Here is a 22,611-nt window from a genome sequence, read left to right on the forward strand (position 1 = left end):
GCTTCCGCGATGATTTACTGGAGCCAAATACTGCCGTTACTCCGCTCGATCCGGGAGTTGATTGGCACGCATTCGTTGCGACGCAAAAAGGCGGCCTCAGCGCGGCAGGTACTGGAGGCAGCCGAGAAGTTCCGCTTGGTCCACCTCTATCCGGACACCAAGGTACAGACAGCCCGCCGGTTCACGGTTCCGATTAGTCCAATTCTCCCCGCTGCAAATGAGGATTGCCACCGCCCGCTTGAGATCATCGACCGATAAGCGCCCGGCGGGATGGCCCGCTAATACCTTCAAAACTGTTACCGGAAAACTCACGGAGGCCTCCTCGCGACCGTCCAGGCCACGGCGATTGAGCCGGAGACCGGTCTGATCAAGCTCACCACCACCCTTCTCCATGCTTCCGGCGAATGGGTGGCCTCAGACTGGCCGGTCTGTCCGCGGCGCCGCACCGGATGGGCTCCGCCCTCACCTATGCCCGGCGCTTCGGCCGCTTCACCCTCGTCGGGATCGCCGACGATGAAGATCAGTACTTGTGGCAGCAGGGCCACCAAAGCGATCGTTGATACGGGCGGTAACCAGATCGATCTCCTGCCTGATCCCAACGTTGGTATAGCGCCAATTCGCGCTGGCAATTGTAGTTCGCCAGCAAGACGTGGTGCGATGACGTCAGGGTCGGCATGATCGCCGTCGCGGGCATGTTGCACTGATCTTTGGAATAGGTTGCCAGACTGGTACCAGAGCAGCGGTTCGGCAGCTACCTATGCCGCTGCTCGCAAAGCTATCGAAACCGCTTGCACGGTGGCATCCGATCCTTCCCTTCGGCTCGTCAAAGCTGATGCCGGAAGCGAACCTGCAACGGCCACGCAAGTCACGGTGGGTCAAGCGCCGATACAGAACCCGAAGAATGATCGAGGCGCAGATGATCTTGAAACCGAGTTGTCCAAAGCGCGCCAGGTTATTGCGGAAGCCGAAGAAAGACAGCCCGATTGAAGCAGAGGGCTGAGACTGCCACGACCGAACTGCGGCAATCGCTTGAAAAAGTGGCGAGCCTGGAAAATGAACTGGCGTTAGCGCGACAGCACGTCGAACAGACGTCACGCCCCCCGCGGCAAATCCGTCGCATTCCACAACGACGAGCAAAGCGCGCCAACCAACAGGATTTCTTCGGAGCTTTCAACTTGGCTCCCAATCGTGCCCTGGCCCAACGCTCCGCGCGAATCCGGTAACAATTGCTGTCTTTGAGTCAGGTGTCCTAATTCCTTAGGGTTTGATTTCCAGCCTATGCGGCTTAGCCCGCTGGGACCGAGTTCCGACCTCCAGAACAGCACTAAATGACTTCTTGAGGCCGTTGATGGGGTGGGGTAAAGTCCCTGTATTCGCTAAGTTTTTTCTTAGAAATAGTAAAATCCGTGAATAGGCGTCTTTTTACATGCGCCGTACAATCGACACCGCTCCAAGGGATGGGACGTTCGTCATTCTTGAAGATGACGGAAGCGGAAGCTTCGAGTTTGCTCAGTGGTCGGCTGAGGCACGTGGGTGGGTAAGGGAGAATGGCAAGCCAAGTGAGATCACGCCGACGCATTGGCAAACGAGGCATCTTCCCGAGGAAGGCGATGAATTTCTTTGGCGAGACGAATTTATTCCGCCGACGCTAGCCAAACCGCCGCCCCCTCCGGCGTCGCAAGAGCCACGCTCCTTTAGTTTCCCCTCGGGCCTGGCTGCACGCGCGAGGGCGACGGAATTAGCTCGTCTTGTTGCGAATGCGGACCCTGTCGATGTCGTCCGGGCCGGGGCGCAGACCGCGCAGGCCAAATCCGAGCAAGGACGGGCCACGTCCCGCTGGTTTACCGTCTCCTCGATCGCCGCAGTCATGGCCGGCGCGATGCTCGTCGGCTGGTATTTCCACGATGAGCTCGCCGGCTATGTGTCGCGATACAGTGACGAACTGAAAAACGTCAGGATTGGCACAGGCGGCGTTGAGGTCGCCGAGCAAAACACCCCTCTCCCAGTCCAGGACTCGCAAAAAGCCAATTCATTGGCGCAGGATCCTGCTCTACGCCAGCAAGTCGACCGGCCGAGCTCACAGGCGCCGGGGGATACTGCGCAGGTCAAGCAAGGTGCAGAAACTGAGCGGCCTTTGGAGAAAGAGCTGCGCCGGGCCGACGTTCCCGCAAAAGAAGTGGCGACGCAGCCCAGTCCGACCGTGGAAGCCGCGACGGCGGAGCTGCGACAATCTCTGCAGCAGGAACGCGACAGGGCCGAGGCACTGGCCGGCGAGCTGGCAAAGGCACGACGTGACATTGCAACGCAGCTGGCGTTGCCGAGCAAGGCACGCGACGAGACGGCGCAGCGCAATCAGGCAGCGGAGAAGGCGACCGCAGAACTGCGACAGTCCCTGAAAATAGAGCACGACAGGGCCGAGGCATCGAATGGCGAGCTGGCAAAGGCGAAGCGGGACCTCGAGACCCAGCTAGCGCTGTCGAGCAAGGCGGGCGATGAGGCGCTGCAGGTGAAGAAGGCCGCCGAGAGTGCGACTGCAGAGTTCCGGCAGTCACTCCAGAAGGAGCGCGACAGGGCTGAGGCGCTCACCAGCGAACTGGCGAAGGCGAAGCGAGAAATCGAGACCCAGCTGGCGCTGTCAAAAAAAGCAGGCGACGACGCTGCGCAGAAGAATGCCGCCGAGAAGGCGACGGCCGAGCTGCGCCAGTCGCTACAGAAGGAGCGCGACAGGACCGAGGCACTGAATGGCGAACTGGCCAAAGCGCGGCGGGACATCGAGACGCAGCTGGCGCTGTCGAGCAAGGCGGGCGATGAGGCGCAGCAAGTGAAGAAGGCCGCCGAGAGTGCGGCCGCGGAGCTACGACAGTCGCTACAGAAAGAGCGCGACAGGGCCCAGGCGGTGACGAGTGAGCTGATCAAGGCGAAGCGGGACGTCGAGACCCAGCGGGCGCTGGTGAGCAAAGCGCAGGAGCGCGACCGGCCCGAGGCGACGGCACAGATTCGTGGAATGATACAGCCCGAGACGCAAACTCCGGTCGGGCGTGCGTCAAACGGCCAGATCACCGGGGTGAAACCAGCCGCGACCGCGGCAGCGGCCGAGCGGCCGACGGCCGCAGAGCCGCCAGGCAATCCGGAAGCTATCAGGTTGCTCGCCCGCGCTAGCGAGCTGCTCACCCAGGGAAATATTGGTGCCGCGCGGATCGTGCTCGAGCGCGCTGCAGAGACGGGGAGCGCACAGGCGAGCTTCATGCTCGCGGAGACCTATGATCCCCTCGTTCTTTCGACATGGAAAACATACGGGACGCGCGGCGATGCGACGAAGGCGCGCGAACTATACGAGAAGGCTGATGCCGGCGGGATTCAGGCGGCCAAGAGTCGAGCCGACGCATTGCGTTAATAAGTGTAAGGATGGCGCTTGGGCATCCAGAAAACCCCAAAGGCAAAGTTATCCAGTCAATCCGGTCTGGCGACAACTATTGGCTTCGCGTAGAGATCACACCTCTTGGTCACGGGTACTGGAAAGACGCTATCATCGTAACATATAGCGCACCTTCGCCGCCGCGACCGCTGCAGTCCCCATAAGAGAAAAACAGATTGCCGGATTCCAAGGATAGTTCCGTGGTAAAACGAGTTCCCAAACCGTTCTCGGCGCGACAATAGAGCTGCCTCTCGTTGATGCTTGTTTAATGTGGGATGGGGAAAACGGCATTCGATTTGTTCCCCGGCCTCATTGCCCCAACTAGTTCTTCTGCGCCGCCTCAACCCCAGCATCTCGCAGCACGCGCTCACGGATCGCATTGAGCGCCCGCATGTGCTCCTCTTGGCTCACGGTCAGGCTTCTCCCCCGTCGCGATGTCTATGATCGACTTGGCGAGATTGCATCTCCCGACGGGTGGTTTGGTTCAACCTGACGCCAGTCCAAATAATCGTAATAGCTGGACCATCGGTAAATCTCAGCACTGCAATTCCAGCATTTGAAAATCCCAAATCGGCTGGGCGAACGCCGCTCTTGCATGGCGCAGTAAACCCGACTGCATTTGGGGCAGGCAAAGACTACCGTGGTCTTAGTGCCGAGCGGCATCTAATCAATATGCGCCCGGAACCCGCCGATTCCTAGGCATCGGAGGCTGCCAATCAAACTGATCCACTAGTTTTGATGGTAATCGCGAGTTCATTTTCGCTTCGCCCCTATGTCGAACCGACCGAGGCCTAATGAAACAGGCGCGTTGGATTTGTAGCCGCGTTGTTGGGCGCGTATCTGCCCCGCGCAGGCCCGGCGGTAGCTCCTCACCCGTCGGCCGCTCAGCAGGATGACTAAACTCGCAAGGATTGCGACGCCGTCAGCCGACCCTGAGATTCTCCGCCGACATTTTTCCCCGGTTTTCCTTCACTTCATAACTTACCTTGGTGCCTTCGTTCAGATTGCTGAGCCCGGCCCTCTCCACAGCCGAGATGTGCACGAATACGTCATTGCCACCGCCGTCCGGCTGAATAAAACCAAAACCTTTGGTCGCGTTGAACCACTTCACAGTACCTGTCGCCACGTCCGTTCTCCCATTGCAGAGCAATGCTGCCAGCCAGGTCGGCCGCCGGTTTGCGGCAATAAAACCCCGCCGGTAATTGCCCCCGGCGGGTTTCCTTATGCATCATCTCGCCCGGTGATACCGAGCAGCCGCCGGGTTGTCGCTCGCATACGGGCTCTCTGCGCTGCCAGTCATAGAATCGCGACTGGTTAGAGCCGAGTAAAGTTACAGCTTGGCGCCCGCCAACGTGAATCCCAGGATAAGGATAGCAAAGGCATGAAGCGTAGTCAGGTGCGATTTTGAAGCCTAAGATCAAGCCTTGGACGGAGGAAGAAGGAGCGACTGAAAAAATTCGCCGCCGACGGCGCTACCGCAGCGCGAGGTTCAGCAGCGCTGAACCAAAAAACAATATTAGAGTGCAGGCAGCCAAGCTTGGCATTCGCTTTCCAACAGTGCGGGAGCAACCCAAAAAGATTGTTCCCGCGCCGACCAATCCATGGCGGCAGTATTAGGCATATCCAGCAACCTCAGCAAGAACCGCAACGACGTCGTCTCCAATGTAGGGGCTCGGAACTAACCCCTTCTCCAGATGGTTGAGAACTGTGTACGGAACGATGACGAATGACGGATATTAAGAAGCTGACTGGGGCAGATTGGGCGCGTTACACATCCAGGCCGATACATGTTTAAGTTCGGCTGGCTGACGATAACAGCCGAGGACCAATGGGTTTGGGAAAATTACCCCACCGCTGCTTTCACTCTCGTCCGAACACCGATGGAAACCGACGAAAGCTGGGGACGTTCGAACTGCGCACCGATTCCAATTATTCGGGAAGCGAAAAACAGCATAGCAGAGGTTTTGTGCACAGCCGTCGCACGCGGAATCATTACCGAGCTGCGCTGCGCCTGTCCTAACGATAGCGCGCCGCGAAAGGCCCTCTTACCGAGCGTTGTTCATTTAAAGACAGCGATTATCCATCCAATAATAGTTTGAATTGGCGTTGGCGGAGGTGAAACAGTCGAAAAATTCTTCTGTGCCTCGCCGGCTTTGCGTCCTCCGACAACGATGTCGAGCTCGTCGTCAGAGATGATCTGGCTTTCGGATTCGATCATGACGCCCTCCATAAATTGGTTGTCCGAACATGCCCTGGGCGGTCCTGCGTCATCTGTGCTGAAGGTCACATATTCGCGGATGGCTGTCCGGGCATACTCGCTCCAGATCAACGGCGCACAAGTCGCCACACGTGGAGCGGGACGATGAGCAATGAGGTAGCTTTGTTGAACGACGCGGAACTCGAAGGCGCCTTCGGCGGCATCATCACTAGCAACACTAGGTTGGACGGCATTCCTCCCGTAACCACCCTCAGCCGGGTGAAAACCTCCGACAAACAGCAACAAGCCGTGCTGGCGTTCATTAAGGGGTGAGCAGGCGGCGCAGGAATTGAAGTTCGATCGAGCGCGCGCGCCAGTCTTGTCGCCTCATTCGCCCGCGGCGTAACGAATGATGAAAGCGGCGGTCCGCGCGTCAATCATATTGCCCTGTCCAACGGACAGACCCGAGGGTCAGATCACCCGCTTCAAAGCTCGTCAGACGGCAAATGTACGGCCGCGGCAACTCGATTTGCTTCAAGCTGATCAAAAGTGTGCCAGAGCTAATTTTGGACGCCGATCAGGGGTCAAAATTTGCGCGCTGATTGACAGATTATCCAGCGACAAACGTAGTGAAAGCGGTGAGGACAGCGGTTAGTCCGGTCGTTAGCATCGTCGTAATAGTACCACCACCAACAGAACCGAACGCAGCACCCACCGCGGCGATGATACAAGCCGCGACCAACACGTACTCGAACGACACCACGCCGTCCTTGTCCGCGCGCACACGCTTCAAGGCTTCGGCGGTCTTCTGAACATAATGGTTCAACATAGGAGCAAATTCTCCCTTCAAAATGAAATGTGAAACATCGCAACGAGCCTTGTCAGAGAAACCTGCCAATGGGGTAATTACATTTGGGCCAGAGGGCTGCCCTGCTAATCATTGGCTAATTCTACCATGACTAGACGAGCAAATCACCCCCTCGTCCGCGACAATGGGCGTGAGTGTTGCGGCGGATGCTCGCAGAAAAGCCTTGTCGACCTCGACCAACCGCGCTGCTTGAGCTGTCGCAAGTGTGATCCGCGGTTCACCTTGGTTTCGCCGGTCAAGAGACCTTGCTTGTTCATCCGGTCTCATGCCGATTACCCAAGACCCAAGTCCGTTTCGATCTGGCAAACCGTCCTTGCGTCTGTCCAGCATGTCACGGCTGCAAACTCGCGGCACGGCTGGATGCATGTTCGAATCTGCGAACGATTCTGGACAACGCCCTTACCAGAGCTCGAATTTCCCTTCCGACGGCGAAGAAATAGAGCAGGTGCGTGACCGCAAAGGACAGGAGGCAAGTCCCTAAAATGGTCGCCATCACATACAGGCCAACGCCCGACGGGACCGCCAGGGTTCCAAGCGATGCCTGCGTGAGGGTGGGTACGCCAACCTGCCAGGAGAAGACCAAAAGGCCGGCATAGACTACGCTCGCATGCGTTGCGACCGTGAAAGGGAGCCTGGACCTGGCTGCGAGCCCAATGCAGGCAAGCGCGAAGATCGGAAGCGCAACCCCGAAAAACTGAAACCCGTCAATCGGAACGAGATAGCTCAACGCTGAGTAGCTGCGCTGAAAGATGCCGAACACCCTGAGATTGATGAACCAGAGAAGTTCAGAGCTGGGGGCATATTGAAGGGCCCGCGCGGCCAATTCGGCGCAAAGCGTGGCGGTAAAAAGCGCAAACGGCCCGAGAAATTGCAGCTTGAAAAGACGGTTCATCCGACAAGTCATACGCCAAAAACGTTTAGCTTGTCTTAAAAGTTCCCCGGCACCTCTGGTCAAAAACTATCAACAAAATCAATGAACTACGGCCGACTATTCTACCCTGGCTGGTTGTTCGGCGGCCTCTCGATGAACCGCCGGCTGCCATTGAGCAGCTCAAGGTTATTGATGACCACCGGGTTGGTCGGATCGAGCGAATAAGCCCTCTCAAACTTTCGCCGCGCCGCATTCAGATTGCCGCGCAGCATGTATGAATATCCCTGGTCATTCAGGACCTGAATAGTTTCGCCGCCGAGCCGGATCGCTTGCGCATAAGCCTGATCGGCAAGATCAAAACGGCGTATCCGGTCATAGCTCGCCGCGAGCCCCATCCATGCCGTCAGGTCCTTCGGCGACTTCTCGACCGCATCCTTGAAATAGCGCTGGGCGATCCCGTAATTGCCGCGGTTGAAATGCTCCAGCCCAAGCCGGACGGGCTCGTCGGAAGGGTAATATTTGACGTCGGTCGGTTCCTGCACGGGGTCAGCGCCCGCCGGATTCACGGGAGCGACGATAGCCGCGTCTCTCGTTGTGGTGTCACACGCCGCAAGGCCGGTCGCCAACCAGCAACAGGTCAGCATTAGAATGAGACGACGCATAACCCTTGGTCCCCCGCCCCGGTCCAGTGAACCGGTGCACTGTTCGAAATATCATCGCTGCACTTAGCTATAGAAAACAGTTACCTGCCCCCTGCACCACCGACCGGCACCGATACGCCAGCAGACGATCCAGCCCCCAATCCATCAATGTTAATATTCTGGGTTGGGGTAGTCCGCACGCCCATCTGCTTGCCCGATTCGCTGATGTCGGGAAGCTGATCGACCGGCTGTTTCGTGTTGCCATAGCGTGTCACGGCGGCTCCCACGCGCCGAGCGTCGGTCGCGATCCTGCGATCACCAACGTATCGCGGCCATGGATGGATTGTGTGGGTGACGGCGTTGACCTGTTTGGCATCGCCGGCGCTCATGGTGATGGTGTCGGAACGCTGGAAGTAGCGATCCACCTCGTCGTGCCCCGCCAATCCATAGCAGCCCCCCAGCAGGAGCGGAGCGAATATGGCCAGCAATCTGATGCGCATAGTTCGTCCTCAGTTCAGGGTTTTGATCGCTGGTTGACCAGAAACGGGAACCGGCGCCGGAGCACGCACTGTGAGCTCGGGGGCGATGATGTGGCCGTACGGTCCCTTCACCTCGCCGCCGGAATTGACATAATCGTTATAGCGCTTCCGCACTTCCATCTGGCCGTTGAGGAAGAAATCGACGTCGTTGGCCGGCAGACGGGAGTCGAGCGGCGATGCCAGCGCCTGTCCGGGCACCGCCGGCGCGGCCAGGCGCGGCGTGACGATGATCACCAGATCGGTTTCCTCCTGCTGGTAGGACGAAGAGCGGAATAGCGTCCCGAGCACAGGCACCGAGCCGATCCAGGGCACTTGCGAGACGTCCTGCCGATTGCGGGTCTGCAGCAGGCCGGCGATGGCGAAGCTCTGGCCGTCGCGCAACTCAACCGTGGTTCGCGCATCACGCCGCGACAATGCGGGAATGATCGTGCCCCCGATCTGGACCGCGTTCTGGAAATCAAGCTCGCTGACCGAGGGTTCAACCCGAAGGTTGATGACGCCGCGCGACAGAACGGTAGGAACGAACGCCAATTCGACGCCGAACTTCTTGAACTCGATAGAGACCGTAGGGAAGCCAGAAGCCCCCACCGTAGAAGCCACCGGCACCGGAAACTCACCGCCGGCCAGGAAGCGCGCCGCGTCTCCCGACAGCGCCATCAGATTCGGCTCGGCCAGGCGGCGCAGTACACCCTTGGTCTCCAACGCTGTCACCAGACTGTCGATCGACATGCCGTTGTTGAGTCTGAGAATGCTTGTGAGCAATGCGCCATACGGCGCCGCGCCGCTTGCCAGTGTGGCAACCGTACCAAGCAGCGGAAGGCTGCCAGTCGGAGAGGCACCGACATTATTAGTACTCGTCACGGTCGTGGCGTTGTCCGATGGATTGGTCCCGGTAACGGTCACGCGTTGTGTGCTGTTTATGGTATTACCGCCGATGGGTACGCGCCCGGGGCGCCCATTCAGGCCACCAAGACCCGTGTTACCCACGTTCGTGCCGTTTGCATTGGCGGCAAAGAGGTTGACACCCAGGTCACGGCCGGCGGCTCTGTTAACCTCGAGGAATCGGACTTCCAGCATCACCTGCTGCGGCCCCGCCACGCTCATGGCGTTGACGACGGTGCCGCCCTTCGCGACCATGCCGGTGGCAATGGCCATCGCTCGCTCGGCGGCGACCGCGTCCGCTGCTGTTCCGCTCAACACCACCTGGCCCTCCCCGGAGGAGACGCGAATGCCGCGCGTGCCGGTACTGGACTGGATGTTCTGCTGCAGATTGCCGGTATCGATCGCGACCTCGACATCGAGGATGCCGATCTGCTTCATAGAACTGTCGAACAGGATGACGTTGGTAGTGCCGGTCTGCTTGCCCTGGATGTAGATCAGCTGATCGCTCAGCGACTTCACGTCGACAATGTCAGGCGACCCCGCGACAATCGTCGAAAAAGGCGCATCGACCCTGAAGGTGCGTGACTTGTTGAGGGTCACCTTGACCCGCTGGACATCATTCATTTCGCTGACGAAGACGCCGCCGCCGGAGGAGCCTCGCCGATCTGCCGCGCCCGCGCGCTCAACGGAATCAAACAAGGAAAGCGCAGCGCCAAGAGCTATCATGCTCGAAGCCAGAAGCCTCCCTCCTGCCCTAGCTGAAACGCGACCGCCCTTCATTCGATTTCCCCTCGCCGCGAACCACTTCTGTCCCCGTAAATTTACGGCCTCAGCGTCCTAACAACTCTCCTTCGCGCACCACGTCGCAAAGCTTACAATGTGTCCCACTATAAATCGTTACTTCGTGTTCTTGGCGCGCTCTGCCCCTAGAGAGGGCACTTCCCGGTCTCCCGCTGGCCGCAAATACGGCTTCAAGATCATCATCAGTCATGCTCCTCGATTGCAAGGAGAGACCCTCATTAGGTTGCTGCAACATCAGCGAATATTTCCCAATGTTGCGAGCGAGCACCACCTTTTGTGCAATGCGGAAGATTGACCGTGGCCAATACTCGATCGCTTGCTGGTGCCGACCTTATTCTCAGTGAGAGTGGGACGTAGCGCTAGGCTCCACCATCTCGCGCGTCATGCAGGCGCCGCGATTTTACGGCGAGCGCTGGCGCCGAAATTCGCGCAGGCTTGAAAACGGAACCGCGGGCCAAATCGAGGACCCTGCCGACCAACGTCTCGCGCCAAAGGCCGAACCGAATCCGGCTCACTGCATACCGGGTCGCTCGTTGGGCCGCGATCGCCCCGAGCGCCAGCGCCGCGCCGGCGAGCACGTCGACCAGATAATGCCCGCCAATCGGCGGGATCGAAAACAGCATCGCCGCGTTCAGCGCTGCGATCCCATATCCGAGCAGGCCGGTACCGCGAAAGGCATATGTGAACAGCACGGCAAGAACGGTATGAAACGAGGGCATTGCTACAATGCCTTGCATCGCCAACGACTCGAACTGCCACGGCCCGCTTGCACGCAGCGTCAGCAGATCTCGCAGATAGGTAACGTCGCCAACGCCATGCACGGCAAATGGGCCCAGCGTTGGCCAAATCGCCGAGATCAGTGCCGTCGGCGCCACCGTCGCGCACATCAGCAGCATCAGCTCTTCGATACGTGCGGATCTGTCCCTTTTCGAAAAGTAGATGACCGCAAGAAGGAACTGCGCAAAGAGGGTGTTATAGACCACCAGCAGCAGACGGTTCAGGGTCGGCCAGTCGAGCAACGCGGTGTGCAAAGCCGACCAGTCGAAGCCAATCGCCAGGTCCCACCGCTCCATCACCACGTCTTGCAGAGGGAACGCGCAACTGGCAGCGAGGTAAGTCAGCACGGAAGCCGTGGCGGCGAAAGTGAACAACCAGGCAACCGCCTCCAGCATGTTCGCTCTAGCGCGATGGCGGTGATGGCATGCCGCGGAAAGCGCAAGCAGGGCACCGATCAGGCCGACCCTGATTTCGCTGCCACTGATTTTCATCCCAACCTGTGAGGCCCACACAAAATCAACGGCAAGCAGAAGGCCAATCAATGCCCAAGCCAGGGGCCACTGGAAGATCGCGACCGGGCCCAAATATTGGGCCGGCATCACGGCCTGCGGCAATGATGCTGTCATGGTGGCATTTGTCGTGGTTTCACATCTGGCATCATCGTGAACGCGATCGCCATCGCGGTGGGCTCGTCGAGTGTTCATCGGCCAGATGCCTGGGATGTGCTAGAAAGGAATTGTGGTGGTCGCGCTCGGGCTGTTCAATGTTGTGCCCCATATCGGCATCAGCATGTTGAAAGTCACAGATGCCGTAACAGTAAGTGCGCTGCCTCCCGTAGTCGTGTTCAGTGTCGGCGAGAGACCGCCTATCATTGGGGCAACGGCTTTCTTCTCCGCAAGGGATGGCAGGGGGTCACCGGCACAGGTTGGCGAAGTTTTTTTCATTACGCTATGGACGTAGCAGTCGTTGATCATCCATGTCCGAGCACCAGCATTCGCGAGCGTCCGCAATGACTGCATGGTGATTGCGTAACGCCCCAGATCGAAGATGGCGAACATCAATATGAAAAGCGGCGCGGCGACAAGGCAGAATTCCATCGCTCCGATGCCGCGCTGATCGAGCTTTCTCATTATTGCACCAACTGGACATACTGGCTGCTAACCAACTTCGTTTGCGATGGGCACCCTGTGGTGTCGAAGGTCGCATTGCCGTTGAACGCGACTGACTTGGAGATCAACTCGCCACACTTTCCGCCGGTCACGTCGAGCGTCGGATTGCCCTGGAACGTCACATTCGCGCTCGGCAAGTACATGATCCCCTTCAATTCGATACCGGAAGTTCCGCCAAGTTGTACGTCGTTCGGGCCGTTCTTGCTCGTATCAGGATCAGTGATCTTGTAGAGCGCCATATGGGCGAATAGGCTGCGGATGGCGTCGGACTGAAGTGCGGAGGGAAGCTGCGAGGCTGCGACCGACGGGTTGCCAGTGAGATTGAGAGAACTATTGCCAGTCACCTTCAAACTCGCGCCGGGCAACAGGATGAACAGTGCCGTGCCGGAGATCGACACGCCGCCACTCAGGGTGAATGTGTCAGAGATGAAGTAGACCCCACCTGTCAACGGTGGGGGGGAGCCACTAGCATTACCGGTCAATTTAAACTTATCGTTCCTGCAAGGGGTCGCGGCACTGTAAGCGGTCAGAGCGCTACCTGAACACTTCGCGAGCGTCGGTATCGTCACCGCATCAAGCGCGGAGAAAGGATTGGGGATCGGCGCCGGCATATAGGTTAGCGCGGTGTTGCAGAACGATGCGGCGCCCGTGCAGCCGCCGACACTTGTTAGCGAGCCAAGATTCATGCTCATCCCACCGCCGGTGAAGTTGATTGCATCATTGGCCATACTGTTCGAGGCCATGCCGCAATTGGGCGCATTGATGTTCGGGCTGCCCTGGAAACTGACAGAGCCGGTCAATGCCAGGACGCATGGCGGCTTCTCTATAATCTGTACTTTGGCAACGGCTGTCGCGGCTATGTTGACCGTGGACAAACCAAGCACTCTCGCCAGGTATGCTGGTTGTTGCTGGCTCACAGTGGCCTGAATGTACGTTCCGGCTATCCCCTTCCATGAACCGAGCGAAGCGACCTGGACGGAATGCGAGACTCCTGCCGGGCTGGTGACACACTTGGAGCCAGGATAGGAGGTGCCCGCGTTGCAGAACGCGTTGTGTGCCGCGGATTGCTTGGCGCGATAGTCCCATGTTTGTGAAACCGCGCACGATGAGCCCGATAAGCACAACTGTTGCACGGCGCCCGAATAAGCTGCCGCATCGGCGGCATTCTGCGCGTGTTGCCTGGTAACGTACCACGATCCCGCCTCGCCCCCGAGTGCGACCACTCCTATCAGCGGCACCAGGGCGATAACGGTTGCGAAGGCGGCGGAACCACGACGAGAGCGAAGCAAGCTACGCATGGAACACTCCTATTGAAACCGTTCACCGTAAGACAGTGTGAACGAACAAGGATTGGCGTTACCACTCTGACAGATCACCGACCTTAACAGGATGGGCGCCATGGTGACGGTCGTCGAGTATGTATAGTGCTTGGGCGGAGCAAAGTTGCCTGCGGAGCAGGCAGCCATGCTGTCGCTGCAAACGACCTGGAGATTTTCGATGGGATAACCCGAAACCGAAGTGGGCAGTGCCGACTTCCAGGCTGCCCAATCGGTAACGTCCTTTGGCGGGTCGTACTGGATCTTTTGCCCGAAGGCGCGCAACGCCTCCCACGCGGATACATACCGAAAGCCCGCGGCAGCAACGTCGGCAAGCGGCAGAAGCAGGCCCATCACCAGGAAAAAGTAAACGACCAGCATTTCAAGCGCGGCCGCGCCGCGCTGATCCGCGATGAAAGAAACTCTACGGTTCACGAGCCTGTCTCGACAGGGCGATAAATGCAGCACGTTGGCCCCTCCGCGTCAGTGTTAGGCCGATGCAGATCAACACGCATGTCCATAACAAGTTGGCCATTCATGACCACTCACCAAACATAGGGAATCAATCTCCAGCGCGATGCTTCGTAACTGGAGTACTCAGGGAGGCTGCGCCGAAGCAGGTCCTCTTCGTAAAGAATTCGGCATATTTGGACGCCGATATGCAGGAACAGTATGATCACCGTTGTCACTGTCAGATATTGCAGGACTACACCCAGGATCACGATTTCTTCCGCTAGGTAGAGTGGGTGTTTGATCCATCGGTAAGGACCGGTTTGCACCACTTTACGTGCCTGCGGTACCAAACTGAACGACTTACCCAGATGTCGGATCGTCACAAGCATCATGATGATGCCGATCAGCACGCAAGCGGTGGACAGCAAGTTTGGCAACGATTCCTCGGTTTTGCCGAAGAAGGTGATGGTCCATGGCATATAGCTGCCGACGAATGCAGCTATCCGAGGCAGCGGGCCGGTCGCGTGCGCCTTTGCCGGTGGCCTGGTCAACATCAAGACCGTCAGGAGCACGTAGAAGATGCCAAGGCAAAAACTCGACAGCAGCGATGGCCAGGGATCGTCAAGCGATGTCCCGATTTTTGTGGCGACCAGCAGTGCCAGCAACATGAACCACATGCCGCCAAGCATCTGCATCGTCCGCTCGTAAGACCAGTTTTTTGACAGGGTAATCGTGCTCATGCTTATTTCATCCCGAAGCTGGCAAATGTACGTATGAGGTGCAGAAACGGACTTCCGCCCAAAATGATGAACATGGCTGGAAGCATAAACAACACCATCGGGATAGTCAGCTTGGCGCCCAGCTTGTGTGCTCTTTCTTCCAGGTTGGTAATACGTTCTCGCCGGAGGTCGACAGCGATACTGCGCAGCGCCTTGCTCAACGGCGTTCCATACTGCATGCTTTGGCTAACCATGACGCCGAACCGGCGAAGTCCTTCCGACGTAGATCCAATTTTCTCGAATGCGTCGCTGCGGTTTGGCAGTATCCGGAGATCATCAAGAAGGCTGTACAAGACCTGGGCCATCGCAGGATTAGTCCGCTTCATTTCTTCCGCTACGCGTTCCAGCGCGCTCTCCAGACCCATTCCCACTTCGCTGCAGACAACTAGCAAATCGATCATATCCGGCGTACCGAGCCGGATGGCGGCGTTAAAACGCCGTCTCAGCACCGACAGTATCAACCGCGGCCCCATAATTCCGATTACCACGCCAATGAGCATGAAGATCAGCCCATCGGTCAGCGACTTCCCTGAAAGCTGCGCGACAAACAAGCCAATGATCGGAAGCAAAAACATGCTGACAGTCTTGACACCAATCCAGATCGACAAGGTTCGATGAGGATTGAAACCTGACGCTTGAACGATTGTTCGTAGTTGGTCCAGATTTTCTGCAGAGTAGAAGCGCCGATACCGCGTCCCGAGCGATGAAAGCCAGCCAGTCATGCCTCCGAAGGCCGTTGACCGGTCAGGAATGCCCATCACGGCGTTTGACACCCGCACGTTCAACGCACGGATGTGCAGTTCGTGGATGATCAACACGCCGGTCGCAGCCGCAAGTGCTATGGCGAAGGCGACCAAACTGAAGCCAAAAGTCATAGCTGTGTTTCCCTTCTGACCATCCAGCGTATCACCAGGGTTCCGATAATCACCGAGGCTGCCGCGTAAGCCAGGAGTATGTTTCCGGTCGGATCGTAGAACAGCAGATCGACTGTTTGCGGATTGATCAGGTAAAGTAACCCACCTACAACAATGGGCGAGATTGAAAGTGCGCGAGAGGAAAAGATCACCTCTCCAGCCAGAGCCTTCGCGCGAGCAGCGAGCGCAACACGCTGCCTCACAGTATCTCCCAGTGTCTGCAACGTTTCGGTCAAGCTGCCACCTGACTTCAGCTGGACTGCAAGTGTCACCGCAAAGATCCCATACTCCGTCACTTGCGTTCGCTGATAGACAGCTTCTACAGCTTCCTCTGGAGATCTCCCCATCGTCACTTCGCTGCATACGATGGCGAACTGCCCAGCTGTTGGTTCCGGCATCTCGCGAGCGATGGTGCGAAATGCTTCGTTCACAGGCAGCCCGGATCGAACAGTACTGGTCACCAGCTGGATCGTGTCAGGTAGCTGTCGAAAAAGTTGGTTGGCGAGGCGATGTTGCTGCCATCCGAACAAACCTCGCACCACCATCAGGGCCACAATAGCAGCCGCGAGAGACACGTAGAGGGTAGAAAATTTCAGATAGCTATTGGCATAAAAGATCGCCGCTGCTGCAATGACACCGGCAATTATCGGATACGCGGGGTGCCAGGTGTAAGCTATCCCAGCCTTGTAATTGGCTAAGCCGTGGAGAAACTGCCACCGGGACCCGGCCTCTAACCGACGAATGGAGGGCAGGCTCGCCAACTCTGAGGCTGGCAGAGCTGTCGTTATCTGTCGGTCCATGCGGCTTTGTCGAGCGCCGAGCCACAACGTCATGGCTGCTGCGCATATCAGGAGCACCAGGTTAACGATCGTCAAAAACTCCGGAATCATAGCTGCCTCATAGCCTCAGCCCAAGCTCGATCAAGCCCATAATAGACAAGACGGCTCTTGAACTTAGGGACTGCGTGGGTGGACCTATAGGTGCCCGATATCCGCCCGTGAACATCTTCCTCTTCGTACTCGAACGCTGCGATGTCATTGGTGGTGATCACATCGCCCTCAAGACCGATCACCTCGCTGATTTGGATAACGCGACGTTGTCCATCCCGCATGCGTTCCACTTGCACGATGACATCCAATGCCGCGACGATCTGAGACCTGATCGCCCGCAACGGCAGATTTGGCTGTCCCATCTGCACCATGTTTTCAATACGGGTCAGTGCGTCGCGCGCAGAGTTGGCATGCACCGTGGAGATCGAACCATCATGGCCGGTGTTCATCGCTTGCAGCATGTCAAACGCTTCGGCGCCGCGCACTTCGCCTACGACGATCCGGTCAGGACGCATCCGCAGCGCATTCCACACCAGATCGCGTTGCGTCACCTGCCCTGTGCCTTCGAGGCTGGGAGGCCGGGTCTCCAGGCTGATCACATGCGGCTGTTGAAGCTGCAACTCTGCCGCATCCTCGATGGTGACAATGCGTTCAGTGTGATCGATGAACTGGCTCATGGCGTTCAACAGCGTCGTCTTGCCGGAGCCGGTACCGCCGGAGACCAGAACATTCAGCCGACACCGGCCGGCGATCTCCAGCAATTGTCCCATGGCCGCTGTCATTGAGCCGTTTTTGATCATTCCGGCCATATCCAAGCGGCGACTTGGAAATTTTCGGATGGAAATGCAGGGGCTATGGATCGCCAGCGGCGGGAAGATGATGTTGACCCGGCTGCCGTCCGGCAAGCGGCAATCCACCATCGGACTGGATTCGTCAACGCGCCGTCCAACCTGAGCGGCAATCTTCTGCGCCACCGAGGCGATGTGATCATTGTCGCGGAATCGTACCGCGATCCGTTCCAGCTTGCCGCGTCGCTCGACATAAATGTTACTTGGTCCGTTGACCATGATATCGTTGATCGATTCATCCAGCAGGAGCGGACGGAGCGGCCCGTAGCCGGTCATGTCGTCCGCTATCTCGTCTGCTAGCTGAAACTGCTCGCGACCCGACAGTTCGAGCCGTTCCTGATTGGCGATTCCATGGATGATTTCCTCGATCTGCTGCCGAAGAATGTCGCGCGAAACAGTTGCGGCCACCGATGGCTCGATCTGCGCAATGACCCGTTCGCGCAGCGAAGCCGGCATCATGACCCGTTCGCGCGGCGACGCTGGCATCACGTCTCGTTCGCGCAGCGAAGTTGGCACCACGGGCTGCTCGCTCGAAGGTTCATCGCGGCTTGGCGTCAATGCAGGCAAACGAGTTGGCGCGCCGTCCTTTGGCGTCAATGCAGGTAAACGGGTTGGCGTGTCGTCGCGTTCGCGCGTACCAAATTTTTTCGTCACCTGAACAGCCTCCTGAACCATCCCTTCCGCTGGGCGCCGACACCAGCAATCTCCCGTACGATCGGGGCGAGGTGACGTCGCAGTTTTGATACGTGCTTCAGAGCTGGAATTCCGAGATTGACCGCCTGGGTCATCCCCTTGCCGAGATCGGGAATCACCATGTCCGGTTCTGCGCCCAAGGCCTTGACGATTGTGGCCCTGGGAAGCCCCCCGGCACGATCGGCACGATTGAGCAGAGTAAAGACCCGATCCTTGCCGGCGATGTTGGTGACGGCGGTGCGGAGTGCGTGGGCATTGCGAAGTCCGGTCACCTCCGCTTCAAGCAGCACCAGCACGTGGCGAGAAAGCATGATCACCGGATGGATGGATGGCGGAAACGGGACGGGTATATCGACAACGATGTAATTGAAGCGTTGACGGAGCAGACCCAGCACGTGTCTCACTCCCGCTTCGGTGATGTCGAGCTGCGCATCCAGGTCCTCATCGGCGGAAATCAGGCAAACGCGCTCGTTGATATCGATGGCCGCGCGTTCGAGGAACAAGGTGTCCGCCCGCATCGGGTTTTCCAGAGCGATGCGCAGCCCCGGCCCGGGCCGAACACCCAACATCACCGCTGTTTCGCCGTTTTGTAGATGAAGGTCGAGCAGCGCAACCTTGGCCTTTGTGGTTTCGGCCAGTTGCAGGGCGAGATTGATAGCGATACTGGTTGCTCCAGCGCCCCCCTGCGCGCCGCAGATCGAGATCACATGCCCGCCGCGATCGGCCGCACCGGGCGCCACGTCGCCAAGCAGCTTCGGGCGCAGCTGGGCCAGCACGATATCGCGCGTGAGCGGCTTCGGAAGGTACTCCGTCAAGCCGAGTTCCATAAGCTCGCGGTAGAAGGTGATCTCCCTGCTCTCACCGATCAGCGACACCTGGACATCGGGTGGGCAGACGCTGGCCAACCTTTCCAGTTCCGTAAATGGATCATCGATTCCGCTGATGTCTGCCACCAGGGCGAATAGCTCGGTGTCGGTCTCGAGCATCTTTATGGCATTGCGGATCGTGCCACGCCTGATCGTCAGGTTGCTACCGTCGAGGCCTTTGCGCAGAGCCGCTGCACTCAACTCATCGTTCACGAAACAGATGATTTGGTTGCGCGTTGCAAGAGACGCAGTTTCTTCAGGCGGACTTGCGATTGCCATGTTAACGCTCACCACTACCTCCTCCTACCGACGTACGGCCGAAGCGACCGGCGCTGACGGGGTAATTACCGGCGACGCATTGCTGCTCAACACAGGGCGCGCAATCCCTGCATCGTCTCTCCTGACTGAGTATTTCGTGCCGTTATTGCGCGCATAGACCACCACCGTGGTGTCCGTGTCCCCGCTATCCTGGCGATCGACCGCTGACCGTACCGCCAAGGTGAGCTTTCCGCGCTGTCCTGCGACTACGACTTTCTTGACCTGGTCCGGCGCAAGCTGCAACGAGACGGTGCGCGCTACCTTACCTGCCGCGGAGTTGTTGGATGGGCCACCTTGCACGATCTCCTGGTCAATCGCGACAATTCGAACATTGTGAGCAACGGTTTCACTCAGCGTGCCATGCTGTTGAGCTGTTCTATCCTCGCCCGATGTCGACGGCTCCTGGATCAACACGACATCCACATAGTCACCCGGCCAGATCAGGCCAGAGACACCGGACGCCGCATCAACGTTGATGCTGATGGCACGGCTATCCGGTGCCAGGACGCTGGCGAGAAAACCCCGTTCTCGCGGGCGCAATATGTCTTCGGGTGTGACCAGACTGCCAGTGTCGAGGAAACTGCGAACCAGAGATCCGCGAATTCCGATCTTGGCGTCGGGCGTATCGAGGATCGCTCCTGCTGGAACACTGCCCGACGGCGCCGAGCGCACTGTGAAATCTTCATCGCGGGCCAGCGTCCCTCTCGGCAGCGGACGGGCCGCGACAAAGTACCCGACAGTGAGAGGCTCCGGCGCCTTCACCGTGACCTCTACGACCGGGACCTGCACTTTCGACTGGTTCATGTTGTAGGCAATAAGCCCGAGCGCGGTGGTTGCGAGCAACAGCACCATGATGATCGAGAGACGCAAAGTAGATGACATGTCAAAGTCCTTTGCTGAAAACGGTGCAAATACCACCGCACGCTATGGCAACACCGTAAGGAAGCGGTGCGTGTCGCAAATGGCGCCAGCGCTCTACCGCGTAGACCCGGCGTACGAAAGACGATCCCGCTGGCGCCAGCCTGGGTTGTGGCAGCACGCGCATAATCAGATGCACCAGGGCAAGAACGCCGCCGGCCAGCGCAGTTACAGTCAACAATTGAATCACTCCGACCAAGGGCAGACCGATCGCCAAGGCGACCAGCAGCTTGACATCGCCGCCGCCAATCATTCTTCGCTGGTAGATGACCAGCAGCAGCAGGAACAGGATTGTCGCAACGATCAGCGATTGGGCAACCTGCATCGGGCTGGCTTGACCGGCGATTCCGAGCAGCGCCAGCACCAGACAGATTTCATTCCGGATCAATCGTGTCGCGATATCGATCGTCGCGACATAGAGCAACAACAGGATTTCCAGTAACGAGGCTGTGGGAGCAATCCAACTCATGAAATGCCTCAAAAAGCGAGGGCACATTAATAAATTTAAGCTCGGGGCAAATTTAAAACTGGGGGGCACATTCCGATGCCCCCCTCCGATCAGGTGGTTGTATTACACGGCCGCGGTGAAAGCGGCTGTGATAGCGGTGATCCCGCCAGACAGCGCCGTCGCGATAGCACCACCTGTTCCCGTACCGAACGCCGCAACCACTGCGCCGATGATACAAGCCGCGACGATAATGTATTCGAACGACACCACGCCGTCCTGGTCCTTGGAGAGGGTCTTCACGTCATTGAGAAAATTACGCATATTAACGCCTCCGAAATTGATGTTAAGTTTTGAAATTCCAATTCAGTGGTGCGGAGGAGCCCGGAAACCACTGGGTAAATTTTGTGTTAAGGCGGGGGCTAAGTCAATGTTTATGCAAAGTTTTGGCAATCATCCTTAATCCGTACGATACCGGTGTCATCGCCGGGCAACATGCTGAGCCGCCAAAGCAATTACGGATCGCCTTCGGCAGCAATTTCGGGGTAACTCGCCTGAGACGCGTCGTCCCGTATAAATACGGCTAATGCTTACGGAACCGTACGCGGCGTGCGAACGTTGCAAGGCCAGTACCGCACAACCTCGTTAGCATCGCCAGCGCAACATCGGTCAAATGCACCTTGGTCATTCAGCCATCAATTACCTATCTGAAACCGAAGCCGTCGCATGATCGAGAGTGCGAACAATTCAATTATGGACACTTCTCTCTGCGCGTTGCATTGGAGCGCGCGTCTACGAACAGGAAGCGCTCCCGAGCAAGTATTTCGCATGGCCGCCTCGCCCTACTCTCGAAGCGCTCCATCCAAGTCGAAATTCCCGCGCAGCTCCGGAAGGTTTGTTTGCATTGTGCGCGATGAACCTGACGCTTTGCCTGATGGCGGATCTTGCGCACGTGTGGATTTAAGATCGGAACGCCCCCGGCATCCATCGGACTTCATCGGTTTCTGGGCTGCCGGGGGTCTCGTGCTCGATGGCTTTCCCGCACAGGCCTTTGACTGGGATATCCTAACAGCGGCGTCCAGTCATTCGATCCGCGCTGCGCGGTATCGGCGCCCCGCGACAACAGCAGGCGCAGAAGCTCAAGCCGGTCAGGCCGGTCGGTCGAGAGCGCCGCGATGAGTGAGGGGAATCCGCCTCGATCCGGGTAGTTGGGATTTGCCCCGCAGTCGAGGAGCGTTTCAATGAACGCAAGCGGGCTCCAATAAATCACGTACTCGAGTGGAAAGTCGCCAGCCTAATTCCGAAGGATGCAGGCTATTCGGGAAGTCGGCGGGATTTCCCAGAGCCTCAAGCAGAGTCTCGAGGTCAGCGCGGCTGCATTGCGTGACCCACGCTGACTTCATCGGCGGGTCCGACGCCGGGGTCATCATGGGCAAGGACGAGAAAGCCCTCGCTCGCTTTGGAAGGAAAAGCAAGGTGAAGGCGCTCCAGTCGATCTTTTCGAGGGAGTTGATCGTCCAGCTCGGACTCGTACCCGAGGACCTCAATCGACGTTGGTACGAGACCAGGCGCATTGCCTAAGCCAATCACGGCGGTTGACCCTACAATCGCTTCTCCTGATCCGTCGGTACCCGTGCGGCCCTCAGCCAACCCCTGCGGCCGAGAAGCTACGGCGGCCCGACGTCGTAGGTGTTGCCGGCCTCCGAGATGTCCGACATTCGCGGCGAGATTAACATCGGGAAGACGAATTCGATCGGCGACCAGGTGGCAGGACGCGCATTGCGATGCGCTGATTTTGATTACGGGCAGGACAGGATTGCGCGCATGCTGTGTTCGCGACGTGACGAGTGGGCGCCGAATTCGGATGCGAGATATCTCGATCTTGCCGTTAAACTTCGAGTTAGCTTCGACAAACGTACGATCCGACGATGCCGCCTGATCTGGCGCGAAGGTGATTCATCGGTGTCGCATTGGAAACTCGATTGCAATGACGACGCTAGAGCGCACCGATCTCGTTTATGTGATTGCGGTCGTCCCGTTTGACTTCCCGGCGTGTTTGCGGATTGCTCTT

Annotated in this window: 22 protein-coding genes and 1 pseudogene; 4 read left to right on the forward strand and 19 right to left on the reverse strand. The window is 58.2% G+C overall.

Features of this window, described 5'->3' with window-relative positions; translation table 11 throughout:
• Window positions 1-321: 321 nt before the first annotated feature.
• Window positions 322-521: pseudogene (locus JQ597_RS37620) on the forward strand (ERF family protein); the annotation flags it as partial.
• Between the two features lie 905 nt (window positions 522-1,426).
• Window positions 1,427-3,394: a coiled-coil domain-containing protein gene (locus JQ597_RS13305; RefSeq protein ID WP_212264715.1), complete on the forward strand. Its 1,968-nt coding sequence runs from the start codon at window positions 1,427-1,429 to the stop codon at window positions 3,392-3,394.
• A 943-nt stretch (window positions 3,395-4,337) separates the two neighbouring features.
• Here the strand turns inward: JQ597_RS13305 and JQ597_RS13310 are convergent.
• Window positions 4,338-4,541 carry a cold-shock protein gene (locus JQ597_RS13310; protein WP_192740466.1) on the reverse strand — a complete coding sequence of 68 codons (204 nt, stop codon included), beginning with the start codon at window positions 4,539-4,541 and terminating at the stop codon, window positions 4,338-4,340.
• 933 nt (window positions 4,542-5,474) lie between these two features.
• Window positions 5,475-5,633 (reverse strand): hypothetical protein, encoded by a 159-nt coding sequence (locus JQ597_RS13315; RefSeq protein WP_212264716.1) that lies wholly within the window; start codon window positions 5,631-5,633, stop codon window positions 5,475-5,477.
• Between the two features lie 144 nt (window positions 5,634-5,777).
• Here JQ597_RS13315 and JQ597_RS13320 point away from each other — a divergent pair, with 144 nt between their 5' ends.
• A complete protein-coding gene (locus JQ597_RS13320) occupies window positions 5,778-5,945 on the forward strand; it encodes a hypothetical protein (protein WP_212264717.1) in 168 nt (55 codons plus the stop codon).
• 277 nt (window positions 5,946-6,222) lie between these two features.
• Here JQ597_RS13320 and JQ597_RS13325 read toward each other — a convergent pair whose 3' ends face one another.
• The 17 genes from JQ597_RS13325 to JQ597_RS13405 all read right to left on the reverse strand — a co-directional run bounded on the left by JQ597_RS13325 (window position 6,223) and on the right by JQ597_RS13405 (window position 20,864).
• A complete protein-coding gene (locus JQ597_RS13325; RefSeq protein WP_212264718.1) occupies window positions 6,223-6,441 on the reverse strand; it encodes a Flp family type IVb pilin in 219 nt (72 codons plus the stop codon).
• Window positions 6,442-6,811: 370 nt separating this feature from the next.
• Window positions 6,812-7,372: a hypothetical protein gene (locus tag JQ597_RS13330; RefSeq protein ID WP_249147787.1), complete on the reverse strand. Its 561-nt coding sequence runs from the start codon at window positions 7,370-7,372 to the stop codon at window positions 6,812-6,814.
• A gap of 101 nt (window positions 7,373-7,473) precedes the next feature.
• Window positions 7,474-7,893, reverse strand: a complete 420-nt coding sequence (locus tag JQ597_RS13335) for a tetratricopeptide repeat protein (RefSeq protein WP_349628827.1) — start codon at window positions 7,891-7,893, stop codon at window positions 7,474-7,476.
• A 200-nt stretch (window positions 7,894-8,093) separates the two neighbouring features.
• Complete coding sequence (locus JQ597_RS13340; protein WP_212264720.1) at window positions 8,094-8,492, reverse strand: hypothetical protein; 399 nt, start codon at window positions 8,490-8,492, stop codon at window positions 8,094-8,096.
• Window positions 8,493-8,501: 9 nt separating this feature from the next.
• Complete coding sequence (locus JQ597_RS13345) at window positions 8,502-10,193, reverse strand: type II and III secretion system protein family protein (RefSeq protein ID WP_212264721.1); 1,692 nt, start codon at window positions 10,191-10,193, stop codon at window positions 8,502-8,504.
• 380 nt (window positions 10,194-10,573) lie between these two features.
• Window positions 10,574-11,617 (reverse strand): phosphatase PAP2 family protein, encoded by a 1,044-nt coding sequence (locus JQ597_RS13350; protein WP_212264722.1) that lies wholly within the window; start codon window positions 11,615-11,617, stop codon window positions 10,574-10,576.
• Window positions 11,618-11,716: 99 nt separating this feature from the next.
• A complete protein-coding gene (locus JQ597_RS13355; RefSeq protein WP_249147789.1) occupies window positions 11,717-12,121 on the reverse strand; it encodes a TadE family protein in 405 nt (134 codons plus the stop codon).
• Complete coding sequence (locus tag JQ597_RS13360; RefSeq protein ID WP_212264723.1) at window positions 12,121-13,458, reverse strand: pilus assembly protein TadG-related protein; 1,338 nt, start codon at window positions 13,456-13,458, stop codon at window positions 12,121-12,123. Before JQ597_RS13360 ends, JQ597_RS13355 begins: the two co-directional genes overlap by 1 nt.
• Window positions 13,459-13,467: 9 nt before the next feature.
• Complete coding sequence (locus tag JQ597_RS13365) at window positions 13,468-13,911, reverse strand: hypothetical protein (RefSeq protein ID WP_212264724.1); 444 nt, start codon at window positions 13,909-13,911, stop codon at window positions 13,468-13,470.
• A gap of 110 nt (window positions 13,912-14,021) precedes the next feature.
• Window positions 14,022-14,669 carry a methyltransferase family protein gene (locus JQ597_RS13370; protein ID WP_212264725.1) on the reverse strand — a complete coding sequence of 216 codons (648 nt, stop codon included), beginning with the start codon at window positions 14,667-14,669 and terminating at the stop codon, window positions 14,022-14,024.
• Window positions 14,670-14,671: 2 nt separating this feature from the next.
• Window positions 14,672-15,583: a type II secretion system F family protein gene (locus JQ597_RS13375; RefSeq protein WP_212264726.1), complete on the reverse strand. Its 912-nt coding sequence runs from the start codon at window positions 15,581-15,583 to the stop codon at window positions 14,672-14,674.
• Window positions 15,580-16,512, reverse strand: a complete 933-nt coding sequence (locus JQ597_RS13380) for a type II secretion system F family protein (protein WP_212264727.1) — start codon at window positions 16,510-16,512, stop codon at window positions 15,580-15,582. Before JQ597_RS13380 ends, JQ597_RS13375 begins: the two co-directional genes overlap by 4 nt.
• Complete coding sequence (locus JQ597_RS13385) at window positions 16,509-17,759, reverse strand: TadA family conjugal transfer-associated ATPase (RefSeq protein WP_249147827.1); 1,251 nt, start codon at window positions 17,757-17,759, stop codon at window positions 16,509-16,511. Before JQ597_RS13385 ends, JQ597_RS13380 begins: the two co-directional genes overlap by 4 nt.
• A gap of 191 nt (window positions 17,760-17,950) precedes the next feature.
• Entirely contained in the window at window positions 17,951-19,138 is a 1,188-nt protein-coding gene (locus JQ597_RS13390) for a CpaE/TadZ family protein (protein ID WP_212264729.1), read from the reverse strand.
• Window positions 19,139-19,162: 24 nt separating this feature from the next.
• Window positions 19,163-20,059: a Flp pilus assembly protein CpaB gene (cpaB, locus tag JQ597_RS13395; protein WP_212264730.1), complete on the reverse strand. Its 897-nt coding sequence runs from the start codon at window positions 20,057-20,059 to the stop codon at window positions 19,163-19,165.
• Between the two features lies 1 nt (window position 20,060).
• A complete protein-coding gene (locus JQ597_RS13400) occupies window positions 20,061-20,564 on the reverse strand; it encodes an A24 family peptidase (RefSeq protein WP_212264731.1) in 504 nt (167 codons plus the stop codon).
• Between the two features lie 102 nt (window positions 20,565-20,666).
• Entirely contained in the window at window positions 20,667-20,864 is a 198-nt protein-coding gene (locus tag JQ597_RS13405; protein WP_212264732.1) for a hypothetical protein, read from the reverse strand.
• A 1,059-nt stretch (window positions 20,865-21,923) separates the two neighbouring features.
• Between JQ597_RS13405 and JQ597_RS13415 the strand changes: the two genes are divergently transcribed.
• Window positions 21,924-22,121, forward strand: a complete 198-nt coding sequence (locus tag JQ597_RS13415; RefSeq protein WP_212264734.1) for a hypothetical protein — start codon at window positions 21,924-21,926, stop codon at window positions 22,119-22,121.
• Window positions 22,122-22,611: the final 490 nt, after the last annotated feature.

Origin of the sequence: Bradyrhizobium sp. AUGA SZCCT0177, from assembly GCF_018130125.1 — a bacterium.
In the GTDB taxonomy this organism is placed as follows: domain Bacteria; phylum Pseudomonadota; class Alphaproteobacteria; order Rhizobiales; family Xanthobacteraceae; genus Bradyrhizobium.